Here is a 15,397-nt window from a genome sequence, read left to right as displayed (position 1 = left end):
ATTCACCATACCCGTCCATGCAAACGTATCATCCCCCTCCGCATCAAGCCCGCTATTTGCTGGTGGCAGCCGCACTGATAGTGCTGGCCTTGCTGGTCTCTTTCATCGATCCGCATGATCGCCTGACCTGGCTGATGGAAGTCATGCCGGTGCTGATAGCCTTGCCCTTGCTGGCCTTCACTTACCGGCGTTTCCCACTGACCTCCCTTCTGTACTTCCTGATTTTCCTGCATGCGCTGATCCTGATAGTCGGTGGGACCTATACTTACGCCCATGTACCGGTCGGCTTTTGGGTGCAGGACGTGTTTGGCCTGGCGCGCAATCCTTACGATAAGCTCGGACATTTGTGGCAGGGCCTGGTGCCGGCGCTGGTCGCGAAGGAAATCTTCGTGCGCAGGCACTTTGTCACGGGCAAAAAAATGGTTGCCTTCCTGGCTATCTGCGTGGCGATGGCGATCAGTGCCTGGTATGAATTGATTGAATGGTGGGCTGCCGTCATCATGGGGCAAGGCGCGGATGAATTTCTTGGCACGCAGGGCGACCAGTGGGATACGCAATCCGATATGTGCATGGCTTTCATCGGTGCCATGATCGCGGTGCTCCTGCTTGCCAAATGGCACGACAGGCAAATCGCCGCCATCGGCAGTAGCCGCTGAGGAACTGTGGCAAGCTGCTGTTGTCACCTGTCATAGTACAAACCAGAGGAGACAAGCATGAGTAAATCTGTAACAGCGACCAGATCCAGCATCATCCCCTGCCTGCGTTATCGCGATGCATTGGCCGCAATAGACTGGTTATGTGCAGTCTTTGGCTTTGAAAAGCAGGCGGTCTATACCAACCCGGATGGCAGCGTCGCGCATGCGCAGCTGGTTTTGGGTGGCGGTATGATCATGATCGGATCCGTGGTGGCAGACAGTGAATGGGGCAAGCTGATACGCCAGCCGGATGAAATCGGCGGCGATGAAACGCAGAGCCCTTACCTGATCGTCGCCGATGCCGATGTGGTGTATGAACGGGCGCGGGCGGCTGGTGCCGAGATTGTGATCGATATCAAATTTGAAGACTATGGCGGACGCGGTTTTAGTTGCCGTGACCTCGAAGGACGTTTGTGGAGCATAGGTACTTACGATCCATGGCAGTGATGTGTGGGCGTTTGTAAGCGCAAGGAGCAGAGCTTGGATCAACAGATATTGCGGCAGTATTTATACGACCACATTCCCTTGTCGCAGGCAATGCAGGTGGATGTTATCGACGCGCAGCCGGATGGTGTCATCCTCACCGCGCCGCTGCCGCCGAATATCAATCATCAGGAAACCATCTTCGGCGGCAGTGCGTCCGCGGTGGCGATATTGGCGGCTTGGTCTTTACTGCACGTACGCCTGCAACACGAAGGCATCAGCAGTCGCCTCGTGATCCAGAGCAATACGATGCAGTATGAATTGCCGATTGCCGGCGGCTTTAGCGCCCGTTCTTATCTGGAGCCGGATGCAGACTGGCCGCGCTTCCTGCGTACGCTGGCACGCAAGGGGCGCGCCCGTATTGCGGTCACTTCGGTACTGGAATATGGAGGACAGCAAGCGGGGAAATTACATGGGGAATTCGTCGCGCTGGCACCGGAAGCGCCCTGATTTTCTATCCCGGCTGTGATCGTGCCTGGCGCGGGTTTTGCCATTTTTAAGCTATAGTGCTGCACACGCAAGAAAGCGGCATGTTCCGACCTGCCATCCTTTCGGCAATGAATACGCAATATTTACAATCAAATATCACTTTTAAATCATGAGCGACGACAATTTCAATGCAAGGGACGTCACCCGTCCGACCGGCAAAGCACCGGATCCAAATGCCAAATTCTGGGATGTTGCGGATACCTTCGTCCACCTGGCGAATGAAAACTGCAAGGGCGCAGAACGCGGCCAGGTTTGTGCGGCAATGATGTATGCGGCGGCACGTTTTAATGCTTTTACCGCTTCGGTCGATGCACCGAACGCTGCGACCTTCAAGTCCGAGCTGGAACCGGCGATTGCCTACTTCCGTAACGAGTTTGAAAAGATGTTGCGCGAAAACTTCAGGGATTACGCAGAGAACTACAAAAGCTATCACCCTGAAAAGCCTTGATGCTTAAATTCAGCTGATAAAAAAGCCTCGCCGCTGTCATAACAGGGCGAGGCTTTTTTGTGCCGGGCGATACTGCTTCAGGCAGATTTTGCCAGGATGTTGAAGTGTTCGACGACTGGCGGTGATGCAAAGAATGGACCGACGATGGCGCGCCATTCGAGGAAGGCCGGCGAGCCACGGAAATCAACGGTATGATTTTCCAGTGTCGCCCAGTAAATCTGGAGGACATAGCGTTCCGGTGTTTCTATGCATTTGTTGATGACGTGCGATTGATAGCCCTTGGCTTTGCCGATGACCTGTTCCAGGCCGCGCTGCACGGCAGCGTCAAATTCGGTTTGCTGGCCTGGCTGGATGCGAAGATCGACGAGTTCGAGAATCATGTTTGCTTCCTGTAGTAGTGTTGGGGAGATGCGGGATTATTACATTTTGGTTCCCGGAGTGCATCAGTTCGCTGCGATTTGGCGGCGGGAAGAATAAATACCCTTGTTACTGTTCAGTTTGCAACGATATGCGTACTCTGTCTGCATGATACCCACGAAAGGAAAACGTATGCGAACAATTCTGGCCGGCATCATTTTGGCCGGCAGTACCTTGGCGGCACTGCCACTGCATGCACAACAGATAGGCGAAGTCAGCACGGCTTTCCGTTTCCTCGGCAAGAATGACCGTATCGTGATTGAGGCGTATGACGATCCGAAGGTGGTCGGCGTATCCTGTTTTGTCTCGCGTGCACGCACCGGCGGCGTGAGCGGCACGGTCGGCCTGGCCGAAGATACGGCGGACGCGTCGATTGCCTGTCGCCAGGTCGGTGACACCCTGAGTTTCAAGGGTAAATTGCCGAAGCAGGAAGATGTCTTCTCCGAGCGTCAGTCGATATTGTTCAAGCGCCTGCATATCGTGCGCATCGTCGACCCGGTCCGTAACACGCTGGTCTACCTGACTTACTCGGATAAATTGATAGACGGCAGTCCGAAGAATGGTGTGACGGCGGTGCCGGTACCGCGCAGCAATCCCATCCCCATTAAGTAAGCCATAGACACCCGGAGTCCCATGTCTACCCCGATCAAGAACTCCCATATAGTTACTGCTTCCTATTTCCTGGCAGCGTTCGCGCTGCTGCTGGTGATGCACCAGGGTTTGCTGGCAGCTTTGTTTTCCGGCTTGCTGGTGTATTCATTGGTGCAGATGCTGGCGCCGAGACTGGGCGGGAAGCTGGTCGGACAGAAAGGCAAGGTTGCCGCTGTCGCTTTGCTTAGCGGCTTGATCGTTATCATCCTGTTTGCCCTGGTCTGGGGTTCGATTGCTTTTTTTCGCAGCGATGTCGGCAGGTTGTCGGTACTGCTGCAAAAGATGGCCGACATCCTGGAGGCGACGCGCAGCCAGATCCCGGGCTGGATCGCCGCGTATATACCGGTGGACGCCGAAGCCTTGCGCACCATGATCACCGGCTGGTTACACTCGCATGCGCTGGAGGCGCGCACCATGGGTAGCGAAGCGGGCCGTATCCTTGCGCATATCCTGATCGGCATGATCATAGGCGCGATGGCCGGTTTGTACGACACCACCACGACACGGGTCTATCAACCGTTGGCAAAAGCGTTGCACGAACGCATGATCGCCTTGCATGCTTCGTTCCGTAATGTGGTTTTTGCGCAGGTGCGTATCGCTGCCATCAATGCAGTGTTGACAGGCATTTACCTGATCGTGATTTTGCCGCTGGCCGGAATTGATTTGCCCTTGCGCAAGACCATGGTGGTGGTGACTTTCATCGTTGGCCTGCTACCGGTGATCGGTAACCTGATATCAAATACGATACTGGTCGTCATCGCGCTGTCGCACTCGGTGCATGTCGCATTGAGCTCGCTGGTGTTCATGATGGTGATACACAAGCTCGAGTATTTCCTGAACGCGAAGATCATAGGCTCGCACATTAATGCACGTACCTGGGAATTGCTGACGGCGATGCTGGTGATGGAATCGATATTCGGTATACCAGGCGTGATTGCCGCGCCGGTCTTCTACGCCTATGTCAAAAAGGAATTGATGGACAGAGGCCTGGTGTAAAGACTTAGGCGAGGGCACGCAGCCAGGCCAGTACGCCCTGGCCTGCGGTACGACCGCTGGCGAAGCATGCGGTGAGCAGGTAGCCGCCGGTAGGGGCTTCCCAATCCAGCATTTCACCGGCGCAAAATACGCCCGGCATCTTCAATGCCATCAAGTGTTCATCCAGCGCTTCAAACAGCACGCCGCCGGCGCTGCTGATAGCTTCGTCGATAGGACGTGCAGCTGTCAGGCGCAGCGGCAAGGCTTTGATCGCTGCTGCCAGTTTTTCCGGACGGGCGTAATCTTCCTTCGATAAATATTCGTGCAATAGTCCAGCCTTGACCCCGGCAATGCCGACCTTGCTTTGCAGGTGGCTGGCGATCGAACGAGAACCGCGCGGATGGGACACTTCTTCCAGTACGCGCTCAGCTGACTTGCCGGGCGCAAGGTCGAGTGTCAGTGTGGCTGATCCTTCGGCATTGATTTGTTCGCGCAAGGCAGAGGACAAGGCGTAAATCAGGCTGCCCTCCACACCACTCTCGCTGATGACGAACTCGCCCTGTCTTTGCAGTTGTTGACCTTGTCGGTCCAGATAGGAGGCGACTACCGGCTTGACCGGTTGACCGGCATAGCGCTCGCGGAAATGTGCGCTCCATTCCACTTCGAAGCCGCAATTCGCCGCTTGCAAGGGCGCACTTGGAATGCCTTGCTGTTCCAGCACCGGCAGCCATTTTCCATCGGAACCGAGGCGGGCCCAGCTGCCGCCACCCAATGCGAGTACCACTGCGTCGGCTTGGATATGTAATTCATCTTGCGGTGTGTTGAAGCGCAGCTTGCCGTCTTCAGCCCAACCCCGCCAGCGATGTCGCATATGGAAGCGCACACCGGCATCGCGCAGGCGCTTGAGCCAGGCGCGCAACAAAGGTGCGGCTTTCATATCGGTCGGGAAGACGCGTCCGGAACTGCCGACGAAGGTCGGGATGCCGAGGGCATGCACCCAATTGCGCAAGGTGTCGGGATCGAAGCCTTGCAGCATGGGTGTGAGCTGTGCGGCGCGTGCACCATAGCGTGCGACGAAGGCAGGCTGCGCTTCGGTATGTGTCAGGTTCATGCCGCCTTTGCCGGCCAGCAGGAATTTACGTCCGACCGATGGCATCGCATCATAGAGGTCGACTTGCACGCCTTGCGCAATCAAGACCTCAGCCGCCATCAAACCAGCCGGCCCGCCGCCTATGACGGCGACCGTGTATGTGTGCAGGTCAGGCATCTGCGCTTCCTGTCTGCGGGGAAGCCATGCAGTGGATCGAATGGTAAGCGGCTGTGTACATGGACTGTGGATGGGGTCAGGCTGCAATTGCGGAAGGCGCCATTCTTGATCAAGGGCGGAAATTTCTCAAGCTTGAATAGGGTTTAAAGCAAAACTTTGTGATCGGCGATAATGCCGTCTGCGCTAATGCAGTTCGTCAAAATCAATTGGGAGTAATCATGACACGTACACGTTGTAGCTGGGTGAATCCCGATAGTGCCCTTTATGTTGCCTATCATGACGAAGAATGGGGTGTGCCCTGCCATGATGAAACGCGTTTGTTTGAAATGCTGAACCTGGAAGGTGCGCAAGCCGGCCTGAGCTGGCTGACCGTACTGAATAAGCGTGAAAGCTATCGTGCAGCTTTCGACCAGTGGGATGCGGAAAAAATCGCCTGCTACGATGCGAAGAAGGTGGCGGAGCTGTTGGCCAATCCCGGCATCATACGCAATAAGCTGAAAGTGGCGGCCACCATAGGTAATGCGCAGGCTTACCTGCGCCTGCGCGATGAAGTCGGCGGCCTGGATCCTTACCTGTGGGCTTATGTCGGCGGCAAGCCGATCAAGAATCGTTGGGAAAATATCAAGCAAGCGCCGGTAAAGACCGCTTTATCGGACCAATTGTCGAAAGATTTGGCGAAACGCGGCTTCAAATTTGTCGGATCGACAATTATGTATGCGTATATGCAGGCGATAGGCCTGGTGAACGATCATACGGTGGATTGCTTTTGCTACAAGGGGCCGAAGAAGTAAGATCGGTGGCCGGAGCCAGGTTTGATGCGGCTGTCCGGACGACAGGCAAAAAAAAGCCCGCTCAAAGGAGGCGGGCTGAATCTATATCAAAGGAGGAGACATAGAGGAGACAACTGAAGTATATGGATGTGGCTGCTTGCAGGCTACTTTCCATTTCTGATATCCGATATTTCCAATGTGAATACCATGGAAAATGGTGATTTTGATATGTCAGTGATTTGCTGCACGAAATTGAACGAAGCAGCCTAATCAGTTATTCTTGGACAAAAAAAAGCCCGCGCAGGAGGCGGGCTAAATCTATATCAAAGGAGGAGACATAGAGGAGACAACTGAAGTATATGAAGGTTTGTCGCGTCGCACCAATTTCCTTTTCGCATATCAGATATAGAATATTCATATATGGCAACTTTTTGCCTCTAAAGTCCCTTACAGCCAGTCTCTAAAACACAGTAACTGCTCACATACTGCATTCATTTTTGTCGCTTTCCGCGAACAAAAAGCCCCTTAGATATGTCAGCCCGGGATCTTTTCACTAGATGGAATGCACTTTTTGCGTCCGGTGCACTTCTGCAATTTTTGTTAATATCCACAGGCTGATTCAAAAATGATGCAGCTTATGCATCGTTATCGGTGCCGCATATGCCTATGTGCCGGGCCGCAAAGAAATAGGAAGTGGGGACGACCCCACCGCTCCACCAACAATTGAGGACGGCCTCGACACTATAGGAAGTAGAACCATGTCTTGGACTATTTTGATTATTGCGGGCTTGTTTGAAATTGGCTGGGCGATCGGCCTGAAATATACCGAGGGCTTTACCCGCCTCTGGCCTACCGTCGGTACCGTAGTGGCAATGGTGATCAGTGTTGCCTTGCTGGGCGTGGCGATGAAGACCTTGCCGGTAGGAACCGCCTATGCGGTATGGACCGGTATCGGTACCGTCGGTACCGTGATCCTCGGCATGGTCTTGCTGGGCGATGCGGTCACCGTGGTACGTATCCTCTGCATCATGCTGATCGTATCCGGTATCGCAGGCTTGAAATACTTCAGCTAAATACGTAGCCACTGCTGCAATAAAAAACGGAGCCGAGGCTCCGTTTTTTATTTGTCTTTCTTCTTGCTGCTCTTCTTTTTCTTTTTCGAGGCTTTCTTTTCTTTTGGCGCCAGCATGGTGCCGCGGCAGCTTTCCGCACCACAACGGCATTCGTATGCTTTTTTCAGTGCCTTGGTCTGGCGGTCTTCGACGATCAGGCCATAGTCGTAATTGAATTCTTCACCACGTTTGATATCGCGCAACGTGTAGATATAGACGCGGCCTTTTTCTTCGCGTGCTTCGCAATTCGGTTCGCAAGCGTGGTTGATCCAGCGCGCATCGCTGCCGTCTGCACCACCATCGATCATTTTTCCGTTTTCGAGGCTGAAGAAGAAGGTGTGATACGGATTTTCCGGATCGGTGCCGTGGCGCTTGAGCGCTTCCTTGTCGCTGATACGTTCGCCTTCATATTCGATCAGTAGCGCGTCAGCCTTGAGGTTGCGCGTGGCGAATACACCGCGTCCGTGTACCGGGGAATTTCTGACGAGGAATGCAGGTTTGTCCGACGATGCTGGGGTCTTGCTCAATTTGGTCATGTTGAATCTAAAGGCAAAAAGGATGAGTAAATTCAGGCTTGCTTGAGTCCGACAACATTCTGCAAGAAGCGTTCCACTGGCTACGCGCGCTATTGTCTATCAATACGCGTGCAAGAACAATTGACAGTGTCGGTTTACCGGAGGATTGGTGCAGATACGCTACAGCCTGCATGTGTGCTGTAGTGAATGAGGATGCAAATACGGGTTTTGATGACAGCTGTGTGACACGATGCCGGTGTAATTCAGGCCCACCGGCATCGCATCGGCCGCTGTTTAAAACTCTTCCCAATCATCACCGCCGCGCTCGGTGCTCATGGCCTTCTGTGGCTTGGCGCCGGCAGCCTGTGTCGCCAACGCTTTGGGTGCCGGCCTGCTTTCGATTTGTACTTGCGGCTCTGCGGTGTAGCTATGTAAATCACGGGCAAGCTTGTGCTCCGCACCGCTTAATTTGAATACGCCGACCACCTGCGACAGGCCGTTCGCCTGTTGCTGCAGCGAGGCTGCGGCCGCCGCAGCTTGCTCTACCAGCGCCGCATTTTGCTGCGTCATCTCATCCATTTGCGTAATCGCCTGGTTGATTTGCTCGATGCCGGAAGTCTGTTCCTGGCTGGCGGCGGTGATCTCGGCCATGATATCGGTCACGCGTCGGACGCTGCTGACGATCTCATCCATGGTCTTGCCGGCCTGGCTAACCTGATTGCTGCCCGCTTCCACCTTGTCGACCGAGTCACCAATCAAGACCTTGATTTCTTTCGCAGCGGCAGCAGACCGTTGTGCCAGGTTACGCACCTCGGCGGCAACCACCGCAAAACCACGGCCCTGCTCACCGGCGCGTGCTGCTTCCACCGCTGCATTCAGCGCCAGGATATTGGTCTGGAAAGCAATACCGTCTATGACGCCGATGATGTCGACGATCTTGCGTGAACTATCCTGGATGGAGCCCATGGTTTGCACCACCTCTGCTACCACCACGCCGCCCTTCACTGCCACTTCGGATGCGGAGGCTGCCAGTTGATTAGCCTGGCGCGCATTGTCGGCATTCTGGCGTACGGTCGAGGTCAGCTCTTCCATCGAACTGGCGGTTTCTTCCAGCGAACCGGCTTGCGCTTCGGTACGGCTGGAAAGGTCGGCATTGCCGGATGCGATTTCACCGGATGCGAGGGTAATCGTTTCGGTGCCGTGGCGTACCGCGCTGACCGTTTGCGCCAGGCTGTCGTTCATATCCTTGATGGCTTGCAGCAGCTGTCCGGTTTCATTGCTGGAGCGTACCTGTATCTGTTGCGTCAGGTCGCCGCCTGCCACACTGCGGGCGACGTCCACCGCTTCGCGCAGCGGACGCACGATCAGGCGCAGCAACCAGAACGCCATGAAGGCGGCAATCAGGACGCCGAAGATAATCGCTGCGATGGAAATATTCCGTACCAGCGCGAAGCGTGCCTGCGATGCTTCGAATTCGCGTTTCGCTTCCTGTAACTGGATATCGATCAGGCCGGTGACATCGGCGCGCACCGGCAATATCAATCCTTCCATGGTCTCGTTCACGATTTCGGTGACGCGCAAGACATTGCCGCCACGCGAGGCGGCGATGGCCGGCACCAGGGCTTTATCGACAAACTTCTTGTAATCGGTGCTGAACTTCTCGGCGAGTGCTTTTTCTTCCGTGGTGAGCTTGGTTTGGGCATAGGCGCTGAAGGTGCCGGCTATGGTTTTCGTACGCTTTTCAATTGCATCCATCTTCGGCAAGACCAGGTTCGGATCGCCATAGATGGAAGCCGCGAGGTCGAGCTGATTGATGGTCAGCAGCGTAATGACGGTATTTAATTCACCCAATGCGACGGTACGGTCTTCGTACACGGTTTTCAATGCGTCATTGGTGGTGGATAAGGAACTCAGGCCGAGTATGCCGGTACCGACCAGCAAGGCGGACAGGATGCTCATGACGGTCAGGAGCAGGGATTTGATGGTTAGGTTCTTCAACATGATTCTCTCAAACAAGTGAATTGTTGCAGGAGCGGGAATAGCCGGAATGTTTCTGGAAACGGGCATACAGGCGCGTGCCCACCCCTACGGATGGACTGCGAGTGACCGCAAGCAGAGTTACGCCGCGTGTTGCTGGATCAGGCCCATTTCGTTGCTGGACATCAGTCGGTCGATATCGACCAGGATCAGCATGCGCTCATCGACGGTGCCCAGGCCGACCAGGTAATTGGTGTCGACTGCGCCACCCATTTCCGGTGCCGGCTTGATTTGCTCCGGCGTCAGCGTAATGACATCGGACACACTATCGACCACCATCCCGACTACCCGATTGTTGATATTGAGGATGACGACAACCGTGAACTGGTCATAGGTGGGCGTGCCAAGATTGAACTTGATACGCATATCGATGATGGGAACGATGATGCCGCGCAGGTTGACTACGCCCTTGATGAATTCCGGCGCGTTGGCAATGTGTGTGACGGCGTCATAGCCGCGCAGTTCTTGCACTTTTTGTATGGAAACGCCGTACTCTTCGTGGCCCAGCGTGAATGCCAGGTACTCCAGTGATTCGCCATGAATGGGAATGGCGGATTGCGTGCTATGTGTGGTCATGTGCACTCCCCTTGCTGTCTCTGTTAAGCGTTCTTTGAACGTCTATTTATTAACGGCGATTTTTTAATGCATATAGAGCGATTGCCACAAGACCAGACTAGCCGCTGCAGTCTTGTTCAGCCACCATAAACAATTAGTTTCCGTGCGTCAATAAGTCTGGGAACGAGGACTGGCGCGGTAATCCGCCGATTTGACGGGCTTGTTCGTCAGTCTCATAGACGAAAACTCAGGTAATACGCGAAGAGTTTTCACATCCATGGCATCTTCGTTCGAGTGCAACAGATTGTTAAATCCGGCAAAAATGTGGCCCATGCCCCAATTTGCGTGGATGGCGGGCTTTATCCGGCGGATTTGCCGTATAGCCGCATAGCTTATAAACGCCTGGAGTAAAATAGCGCGCTGCCGACCGCACGACCCTGGCGGCAGCACAGTTTTTTACAGGGCCTGGCTGGAAACAAGCATGTTGCGATTGACCGACGTTCAACTCCCACTCGACCATCAAGAAGAAGACCTCAAGGCCGCGGTACTCGCGCGCCTGGGTGTTGCTGCAGATGATTTGATTGCCTTTACGATATTTCGTCGTGGCTATGATGCGCGCAAGAAAAGTGCGATCACACTCGTCTACACGCTGGATGTGGAAGTAAAGGATGAAGCCAGGGTGCAAAAGCGCCTGGCCGGCAATCGCCATGTAGGCCCGACTCCTGACACCAGTTACCACTTCGTTGCTCAGGCGCCGGCCGGCCTGAAAATGCGTCCGGTCGTGATCGGCACCGGACCTTGCGGGATTTTTGCCGGCCTGATCCTGGCGCAGATGGGTTTCAATCCCATCATCCTTGAGCGCGGCAAGGCGGTGCGCGAACGTACCAAGGACACTTTCGGTTTGTGGCGCCAGCGCGAATTGCATCCGGAATCGAATGTGCAATTCGGCGAAGGCGGTGCCGGTACCTTCTCGGACGGCAAGCTGTGGAGCCAGGTCAAGGATCCCAAACATTACGGTCGCAAGGTCTTGACCGAATTCGTCAAAGCCGATGCACCGGATGAAATCATGTACGTCAGCAAACCGCACATCGGTACCTTCCGCCTGGTGAAGATGGTCGAATTGATGCGCGCGTCGATAGAAGAATTGGGCGGCGAATTCCGCTTCCAGAGCAAGGTCGACGATATTGAAATTGAAGATGGCCAGGTACGCGGCCTGAAACTGGCTGACGGCACGCATATCGCGACCGACCACGTGGTGCTGGCCATCGGCCATAGTGCACGTGATACTTTCCAGATGTTGCATGCACGCGGTGTGTATATAGAACCGAAACCGTTTTCGATGGGTTTCCGCATCGAACATCCGCAATCGCTGATCGATCGTTGCCGCTTCGGTCCGAATGCCGGCAATGAAATCCTTGGCGCCGCCGATTACAAACTGGTGCATCACGCGAAGAATGGCCGTTCGGTCTACAGCTTCTGCATGTGTCCGGGCGGTACCGTGGTGGCGGCGACTTCGGAACCGGGTCGTGTCGTGACCAATGGCATGAGCCAGTATTCACGTAATGAACGTAATGCGAATGCCGGCATCGTGGTCGGTATCACACCAGCGGATTATCCGGGTCATGCATTGGCCGGCATGGAATTCCAGCGCCAGTGGGAAACGCGTGCCTTTGAACTGGGCGGCGGTAACTATGATGCGCCGGGCCAGCTGGTGGGTGACTTCATTGCAGACCGTCCTTCGACCGCATTCGGTTCGGTACTGCCGTCGTACAAGCCGGGCGTAAAACTGGGTGACCTGAATACTTCCCTGCCTTCGTATGCGATCGAAGCGATACGCGAAGCCTTACCGGCGTTCGAGAAACAGATCAAGGGTTTCTCCATGGCGGATGCGGTGTTGACGGGTGTTGAAACCCGCACTTCATCGCCGATACGCATCAAGCGCAACGACAATGATTTGCAAAGCCTGAATACACGTGGCCTGTTCCCGGCCGGGGAAGGTGCCGGTTATGCCGGCGGTATCATGTCGGCGGCGATAGACGGCATCCGCGTGGCTGAAGCAGTGGCACTCAGCATGCTTGATAGCGTCAGCCGCGGTACCACGCGTTAAATATTTATCCATTCTGTAGTCCTGCCCGTGCATGTATATATACATGCACGGCGCGTCATTCCTGGCTCCGCAGCGCATGATTGCTCACTATCATTTTCGTGAATAGTGCGTATAGGCTTGCCGGGGCTCAAGTCGCATCAAGTTATCCGCTTAGCTGGTCGTAACAAGACCCACCACCTAAGGGATAAAGAATGATTAATTTTTCAAATATGAAAATCGGTACCCGACTCATGTTGGGGTTTGGTGTGGTCCTGGCCTTGTCCATCGCGATTGCAGCGGATGGCATACGCCAGCTGCACGCGGTGTCTGCGATCACGCGCAGCATGCTGGAAATGCCGATTGCGAAGGAACGCATGGTCAGTGACTGGTCTGCGATTACCAAAGCCAGCATCACACGTACCATTAGCGTGGCAAAGAGCGCAGATCCCGCGCTGGCACAATTCTCGGCCAAGTTTGCGGCTGATGACAGCAAACAATCGATGGAGATCATCCAGAAGCTGGAACCCTTGCTGAATACCGAACAGGAAAAAGAGTTGTACGCAAAAATCCTCGACGTGCGTAAAACCTTCCTGGCCGGGCGCGAAGGCGTGATGAAGCTGAAGACCGAAGGCAAGGAAGCGGAAGCGGCGAAATACTTCGATGCGACTTTCCTGCCGGCGGCAGAAAGTTTCAAGAATCACTTCACCGAATTTGTTGAGCTGGAACGTAAACAGATGGATGCCGGTACCGCGCAACTGAGCGATGTCGAAGCGGCGAGTGCGCGCCAGCTGATGCTGCTGTCGGCACTGGTGCTGGCATTCGGCATGTTTTGCGCATGGCGCCTGACTATAGGCATTACGCGTCCGCTGAAAACAGCTGTCGACGCAGCACGTCGGGTGGCGGGTGGTGACCTGACAAATGACATCAAGGTGGAATCCAAAGATGAGTGTGGCCAGTTGCTCGCTGCGCTGAAAGACATGAACGATGGCCTGCAACGCATAGTCGGTGAAGTCCGCCTGGGTACCGATGCGATTACCACCGCATCCAACGAGATTGCCGCAGGCAATATGGACCTGTCGTCACGTACAGAACAACAAGCCAGTTCATTGGAAGAAACTGCTTCGTCGATGGAAGAGCTGACCTCGACCGTCAAACAAAATGCAGATAATGCGCGACAGGCGAATCAACTCGCAGCGTCGGCATCCGAAGTGGCGAGCAAGGGTGGTGAGGTTGTATCGCAAGTGGTCGAGACCATGAGCTCGATCAATGAATCTTCACGCAAGATCGTGGACATCATCAGCGTCATCGACGGTATCGCCTTCCAGACCAATATCCTCGCCCTGAATGCAGCAGTTGAAGCAGCACGTGCCGGTGAGCAGGGGCGTGGCTTTGCGGTGGTGGCGACTGAAGTGCGGAGCCTGGCACAACGTTCAGCCAGCGCAGCCAAGGAAATCAAGGCGCTGATCGGTGATTCGGTCGGCAAGGTGGATACCGGCAACAAGCTGGTCACCGAAGCAGGCGCGACCATGGATGAAATCGTCAGCAGCATACGTCGTGTCACCGACATCATGGGTGAGATCACGGCGGCCAGCCAGGAACAGAGCGCGGGTATAGAACAGATCAATCAGGCCATAGGCCAGATGGATCATGTCACCCAGCAAAATGCCTCACTGGTGGAAGAAGCTGCGGCGGCCGCAGAATCCATGCAGGATCAGGCACGCAAGCTGGGGCAAGTAGTCGGCGCGTTCAAACTCAGCAATGAGCAGCAAGCATTTGCGCCGCGTGCAGCGACTGTGGTTCAGTTAGGCAAGGCAACGGCGAAATCATCCGGCATGTCAGTGCCGGCACCGCAGCCAAAATTGAGGGCTAACGGTGCGACACCGATGGGCGATGAGTGGGAGCAGTTCTGAGGAGTTTGACTACAGCCAGCCGGATTTCTTGAAGCGGTAATACAGATAGCCGCAGACGCCGACTACCAATAGCACCGCCACCGGGTAGCCATACTTCCAGTCCAGTTCCGGCATGACTTTGAAGTTCATGCCCCACAGGCCGAAGAAGGCGGTGGCGACCGCGAAGATGGCGGCCCATGCAGCGAGCCGCTTGTTCACTTCACTCTCTTCAATCGTGACCATCGACAGGTTGACCTGGATCGCAGTGGCGACCGTATCGCGGATCGCATCGGTCAGCGCATTGATGCGGTACAGGTGATCGCCGACATCGCGGAAGTAATCGCGTGTGCTTTCGCACAAGGCCGGTACACGGCCGCCGGATAATTTTCCGACCGCTTCCATCAATGGTGCAACCACATGTTTGAGCATCACGACCTGGCGTTTCAGGTCGTACAGGCGTTCGATGTTCAGGCGGGCCAGTCCCTTGTCGAAGATCTTGCCTTCAATCGTTTCCAGTTCGGCTTCCAGGCTTTCCACCACCGGGAAGTATCGGTCCACCACTGCATCCATCAAGGCGTATAAAACGAAGGCCGAGCCTTTGCGCAATTGTTCCGGTTCCTGTTCGCAGCGTGCACGTACGCCGAGGAAACCCTGGTTGCTGCGATTACGCACGGACAGCACATAGTTCTTGCCGGTGAAGATATCGATCTCGCCGATATGCAATTCGCCATCTATCATTTCCGCTGTTTTCACGACTGTAAACAGTGAGTCGCCGTATTCCTCTATCTTTGGCCGTTGGTGGCCGTTGCGGGCATCTTCGACCGCGAGTTCATGCAGGTTGAACTCCTCTTGCATCTGCGCCAGTTCGGCCGGCTCCGCATCTTTCAGTGCGACCCAGACGAAGCAATCCGGGCGTTGCAGGTAATCGCTGATTTCTTCAATCGGGATGTCGGATAGTTTATTGCCGTCCTGATAGACGACGCAATTGATCAGCATGTATAAAGTCTC

The 15,397-nt window shown here is 54.9% G+C and carries 16 protein-coding genes; 10 read left to right on the top strand and 6 right to left on the bottom strand.

Going from position 1 to position 15,397, the window contains the following annotated elements:
* Positions 1 to 17: 17 nt before the first annotated feature.
* The 4 genes from ACFQPC_RS11665 to ACFQPC_RS11650 all read left to right on the top strand — a co-directional run bounded on the left by ACFQPC_RS11665 (position 18) and on the right by ACFQPC_RS11650 (position 2,115).
* Positions 18 to 656, top strand: coding sequence for a DUF2238 domain-containing protein (locus ACFQPC_RS11665; RefSeq protein ID WP_382272092.1), 639 nt, complete (start codon positions 18 to 20; stop codon positions 654 to 656).
* Between the two features lie 57 nt (positions 657 to 713).
* Positions 714 to 1,142, top strand: coding sequence for a VOC family protein (locus tag ACFQPC_RS11660; protein ID WP_382272091.1), 429 nt, complete (start codon positions 714 to 716; stop codon positions 1,140 to 1,142).
* A 33-nt stretch (positions 1,143 to 1,175) separates the two neighbouring features.
* Positions 1,176 to 1,628 (top strand): YiiD C-terminal domain-containing protein, encoded by a 453-nt coding sequence (locus ACFQPC_RS11655; RefSeq protein WP_382272089.1) that lies wholly within the window; start codon positions 1,176 to 1,178, stop codon positions 1,626 to 1,628.
* 148 nt (positions 1,629 to 1,776) lie between these two features.
* Positions 1,777 to 2,115 (top strand): DUF3144 domain-containing protein, encoded by a 339-nt coding sequence (locus ACFQPC_RS11650; protein WP_382272087.1) that lies wholly within the window; start codon positions 1,777 to 1,779, stop codon positions 2,113 to 2,115.
* Between the two features lie 77 nt (positions 2,116 to 2,192).
* Here the strand turns inward: ACFQPC_RS11650 and ACFQPC_RS11645 are convergent, their stop codons facing one another.
* Complete coding sequence (locus ACFQPC_RS11645; RefSeq protein WP_382272086.1) at positions 2,193 to 2,495, bottom strand: antibiotic biosynthesis monooxygenase family protein; 303 nt, start codon at positions 2,493 to 2,495, stop codon at positions 2,193 to 2,195.
* Between the two features lie 169 nt (positions 2,496 to 2,664).
* Here ACFQPC_RS11645 and ACFQPC_RS11640 point away from each other — a divergent pair, with 169 nt between their 5' ends.
* Positions 2,665 to 3,144 (top strand): CreA family protein, encoded by a 480-nt coding sequence (locus ACFQPC_RS11640; RefSeq protein ID WP_382272084.1) that lies wholly within the window; start codon positions 2,665 to 2,667, stop codon positions 3,142 to 3,144.
* Positions 3,145 to 3,165: 21 nt separating this feature from the next.
* Positions 3,166 to 4,179, top strand: a complete 1,014-nt coding sequence (locus ACFQPC_RS11635; RefSeq protein ID WP_382272082.1) for an AI-2E family transporter — start codon at positions 3,166 to 3,168, stop codon at positions 4,177 to 4,179.
* A 4-nt stretch (positions 4,180 to 4,183) separates the two neighbouring features.
* Here ACFQPC_RS11635 and ACFQPC_RS11630 read toward each other — a convergent pair whose 3' ends face one another.
* Positions 4,184 to 5,425: a TIGR03862 family flavoprotein gene (locus ACFQPC_RS11630; RefSeq protein WP_382272081.1), complete on the bottom strand. Its 1,242-nt coding sequence runs from the start codon at positions 5,423 to 5,425 to the stop codon at positions 4,184 to 4,186.
* A 218-nt stretch (positions 5,426 to 5,643) separates the two neighbouring features.
* Here ACFQPC_RS11630 and ACFQPC_RS11625 point away from each other — a divergent pair, with 218 nt between their 5' ends.
* Positions 5,644 to 6,216 (top strand): DNA-3-methyladenine glycosylase I, encoded by a 573-nt coding sequence (locus ACFQPC_RS11625; RefSeq protein ID WP_382272080.1) that lies wholly within the window; start codon positions 5,644 to 5,646, stop codon positions 6,214 to 6,216.
* A gap of 737 nt (positions 6,217 to 6,953) precedes the next feature.
* The gene (gene sugE, locus ACFQPC_RS11620; protein WP_041296289.1) at positions 6,954 to 7,268 is read left to right on the top strand and encodes a quaternary ammonium compound efflux SMR transporter SugE; all 315 of its coding nucleotides are present in this window, start codon (positions 6,954 to 6,956) and stop codon (positions 7,266 to 7,268) included.
* A 47-nt stretch (positions 7,269 to 7,315) separates the two neighbouring features.
* Here sugE and ACFQPC_RS11615 read toward each other — a convergent pair whose 3' ends face one another.
* The 3 genes from ACFQPC_RS11615 to ACFQPC_RS11605 form a co-directional block, all read right to left on the bottom strand.
* Positions 7,316 to 7,843, bottom strand: a complete 528-nt coding sequence (locus ACFQPC_RS11615; RefSeq protein WP_382272078.1) for an SET domain-containing protein — start codon at positions 7,841 to 7,843, stop codon at positions 7,316 to 7,318.
* A 273-nt stretch (positions 7,844 to 8,116) separates the two neighbouring features.
* Entirely contained in the window at positions 8,117 to 9,823 is a 1,707-nt protein-coding gene (locus tag ACFQPC_RS11610; RefSeq protein ID WP_382272077.1) for a methyl-accepting chemotaxis protein, read from the bottom strand.
* A gap of 117 nt (positions 9,824 to 9,940) precedes the next feature.
* Complete coding sequence (locus tag ACFQPC_RS11605; RefSeq protein WP_382272076.1) at positions 9,941 to 10,435, bottom strand: chemotaxis protein CheW; 495 nt, start codon at positions 10,433 to 10,435, stop codon at positions 9,941 to 9,943.
* A 460-nt stretch (positions 10,436 to 10,895) separates the two neighbouring features.
* On the opposite strand from ACFQPC_RS11605, the gene ACFQPC_RS11600 reads away from it, so the two are divergent.
* Both ACFQPC_RS11600 and ACFQPC_RS11595 read left to right on the top strand, forming a co-directional pair.
* A complete protein-coding gene (locus ACFQPC_RS11600) occupies positions 10,896 to 12,521 on the top strand; it encodes an NAD(P)/FAD-dependent oxidoreductase (RefSeq protein WP_382272075.1) in 1,626 nt (541 codons plus the stop codon).
* 191 nt (positions 12,522 to 12,712) lie between these two features.
* Entirely contained in the window at positions 12,713 to 14,410 is a 1,698-nt protein-coding gene (locus tag ACFQPC_RS11595) for a methyl-accepting chemotaxis protein (RefSeq protein WP_382272073.1), read from the top strand.
* A 9-nt stretch (positions 14,411 to 14,419) separates the two neighbouring features.
* On the opposite strand, the gene ACFQPC_RS11590 is transcribed toward ACFQPC_RS11595, so the two are convergent.
* Entirely contained in the window at positions 14,420 to 15,385 is a 966-nt protein-coding gene (locus ACFQPC_RS11590) for a magnesium and cobalt transport protein CorA (protein WP_382272072.1), read from the bottom strand.
* Between the last annotated feature and the right edge of the window lie 12 nt (positions 15,386 to 15,397).

It is taken from the genome of Herminiimonas glaciei, assembly GCF_042664955.1.
GTDB lineage: Bacteria > Pseudomonadota > Gammaproteobacteria > Burkholderiales > Burkholderiaceae_D > Oxalicibacterium > Oxalicibacterium glaciei.
This window is presented reverse-complemented; position numbering and strand designations above follow the sequence as displayed.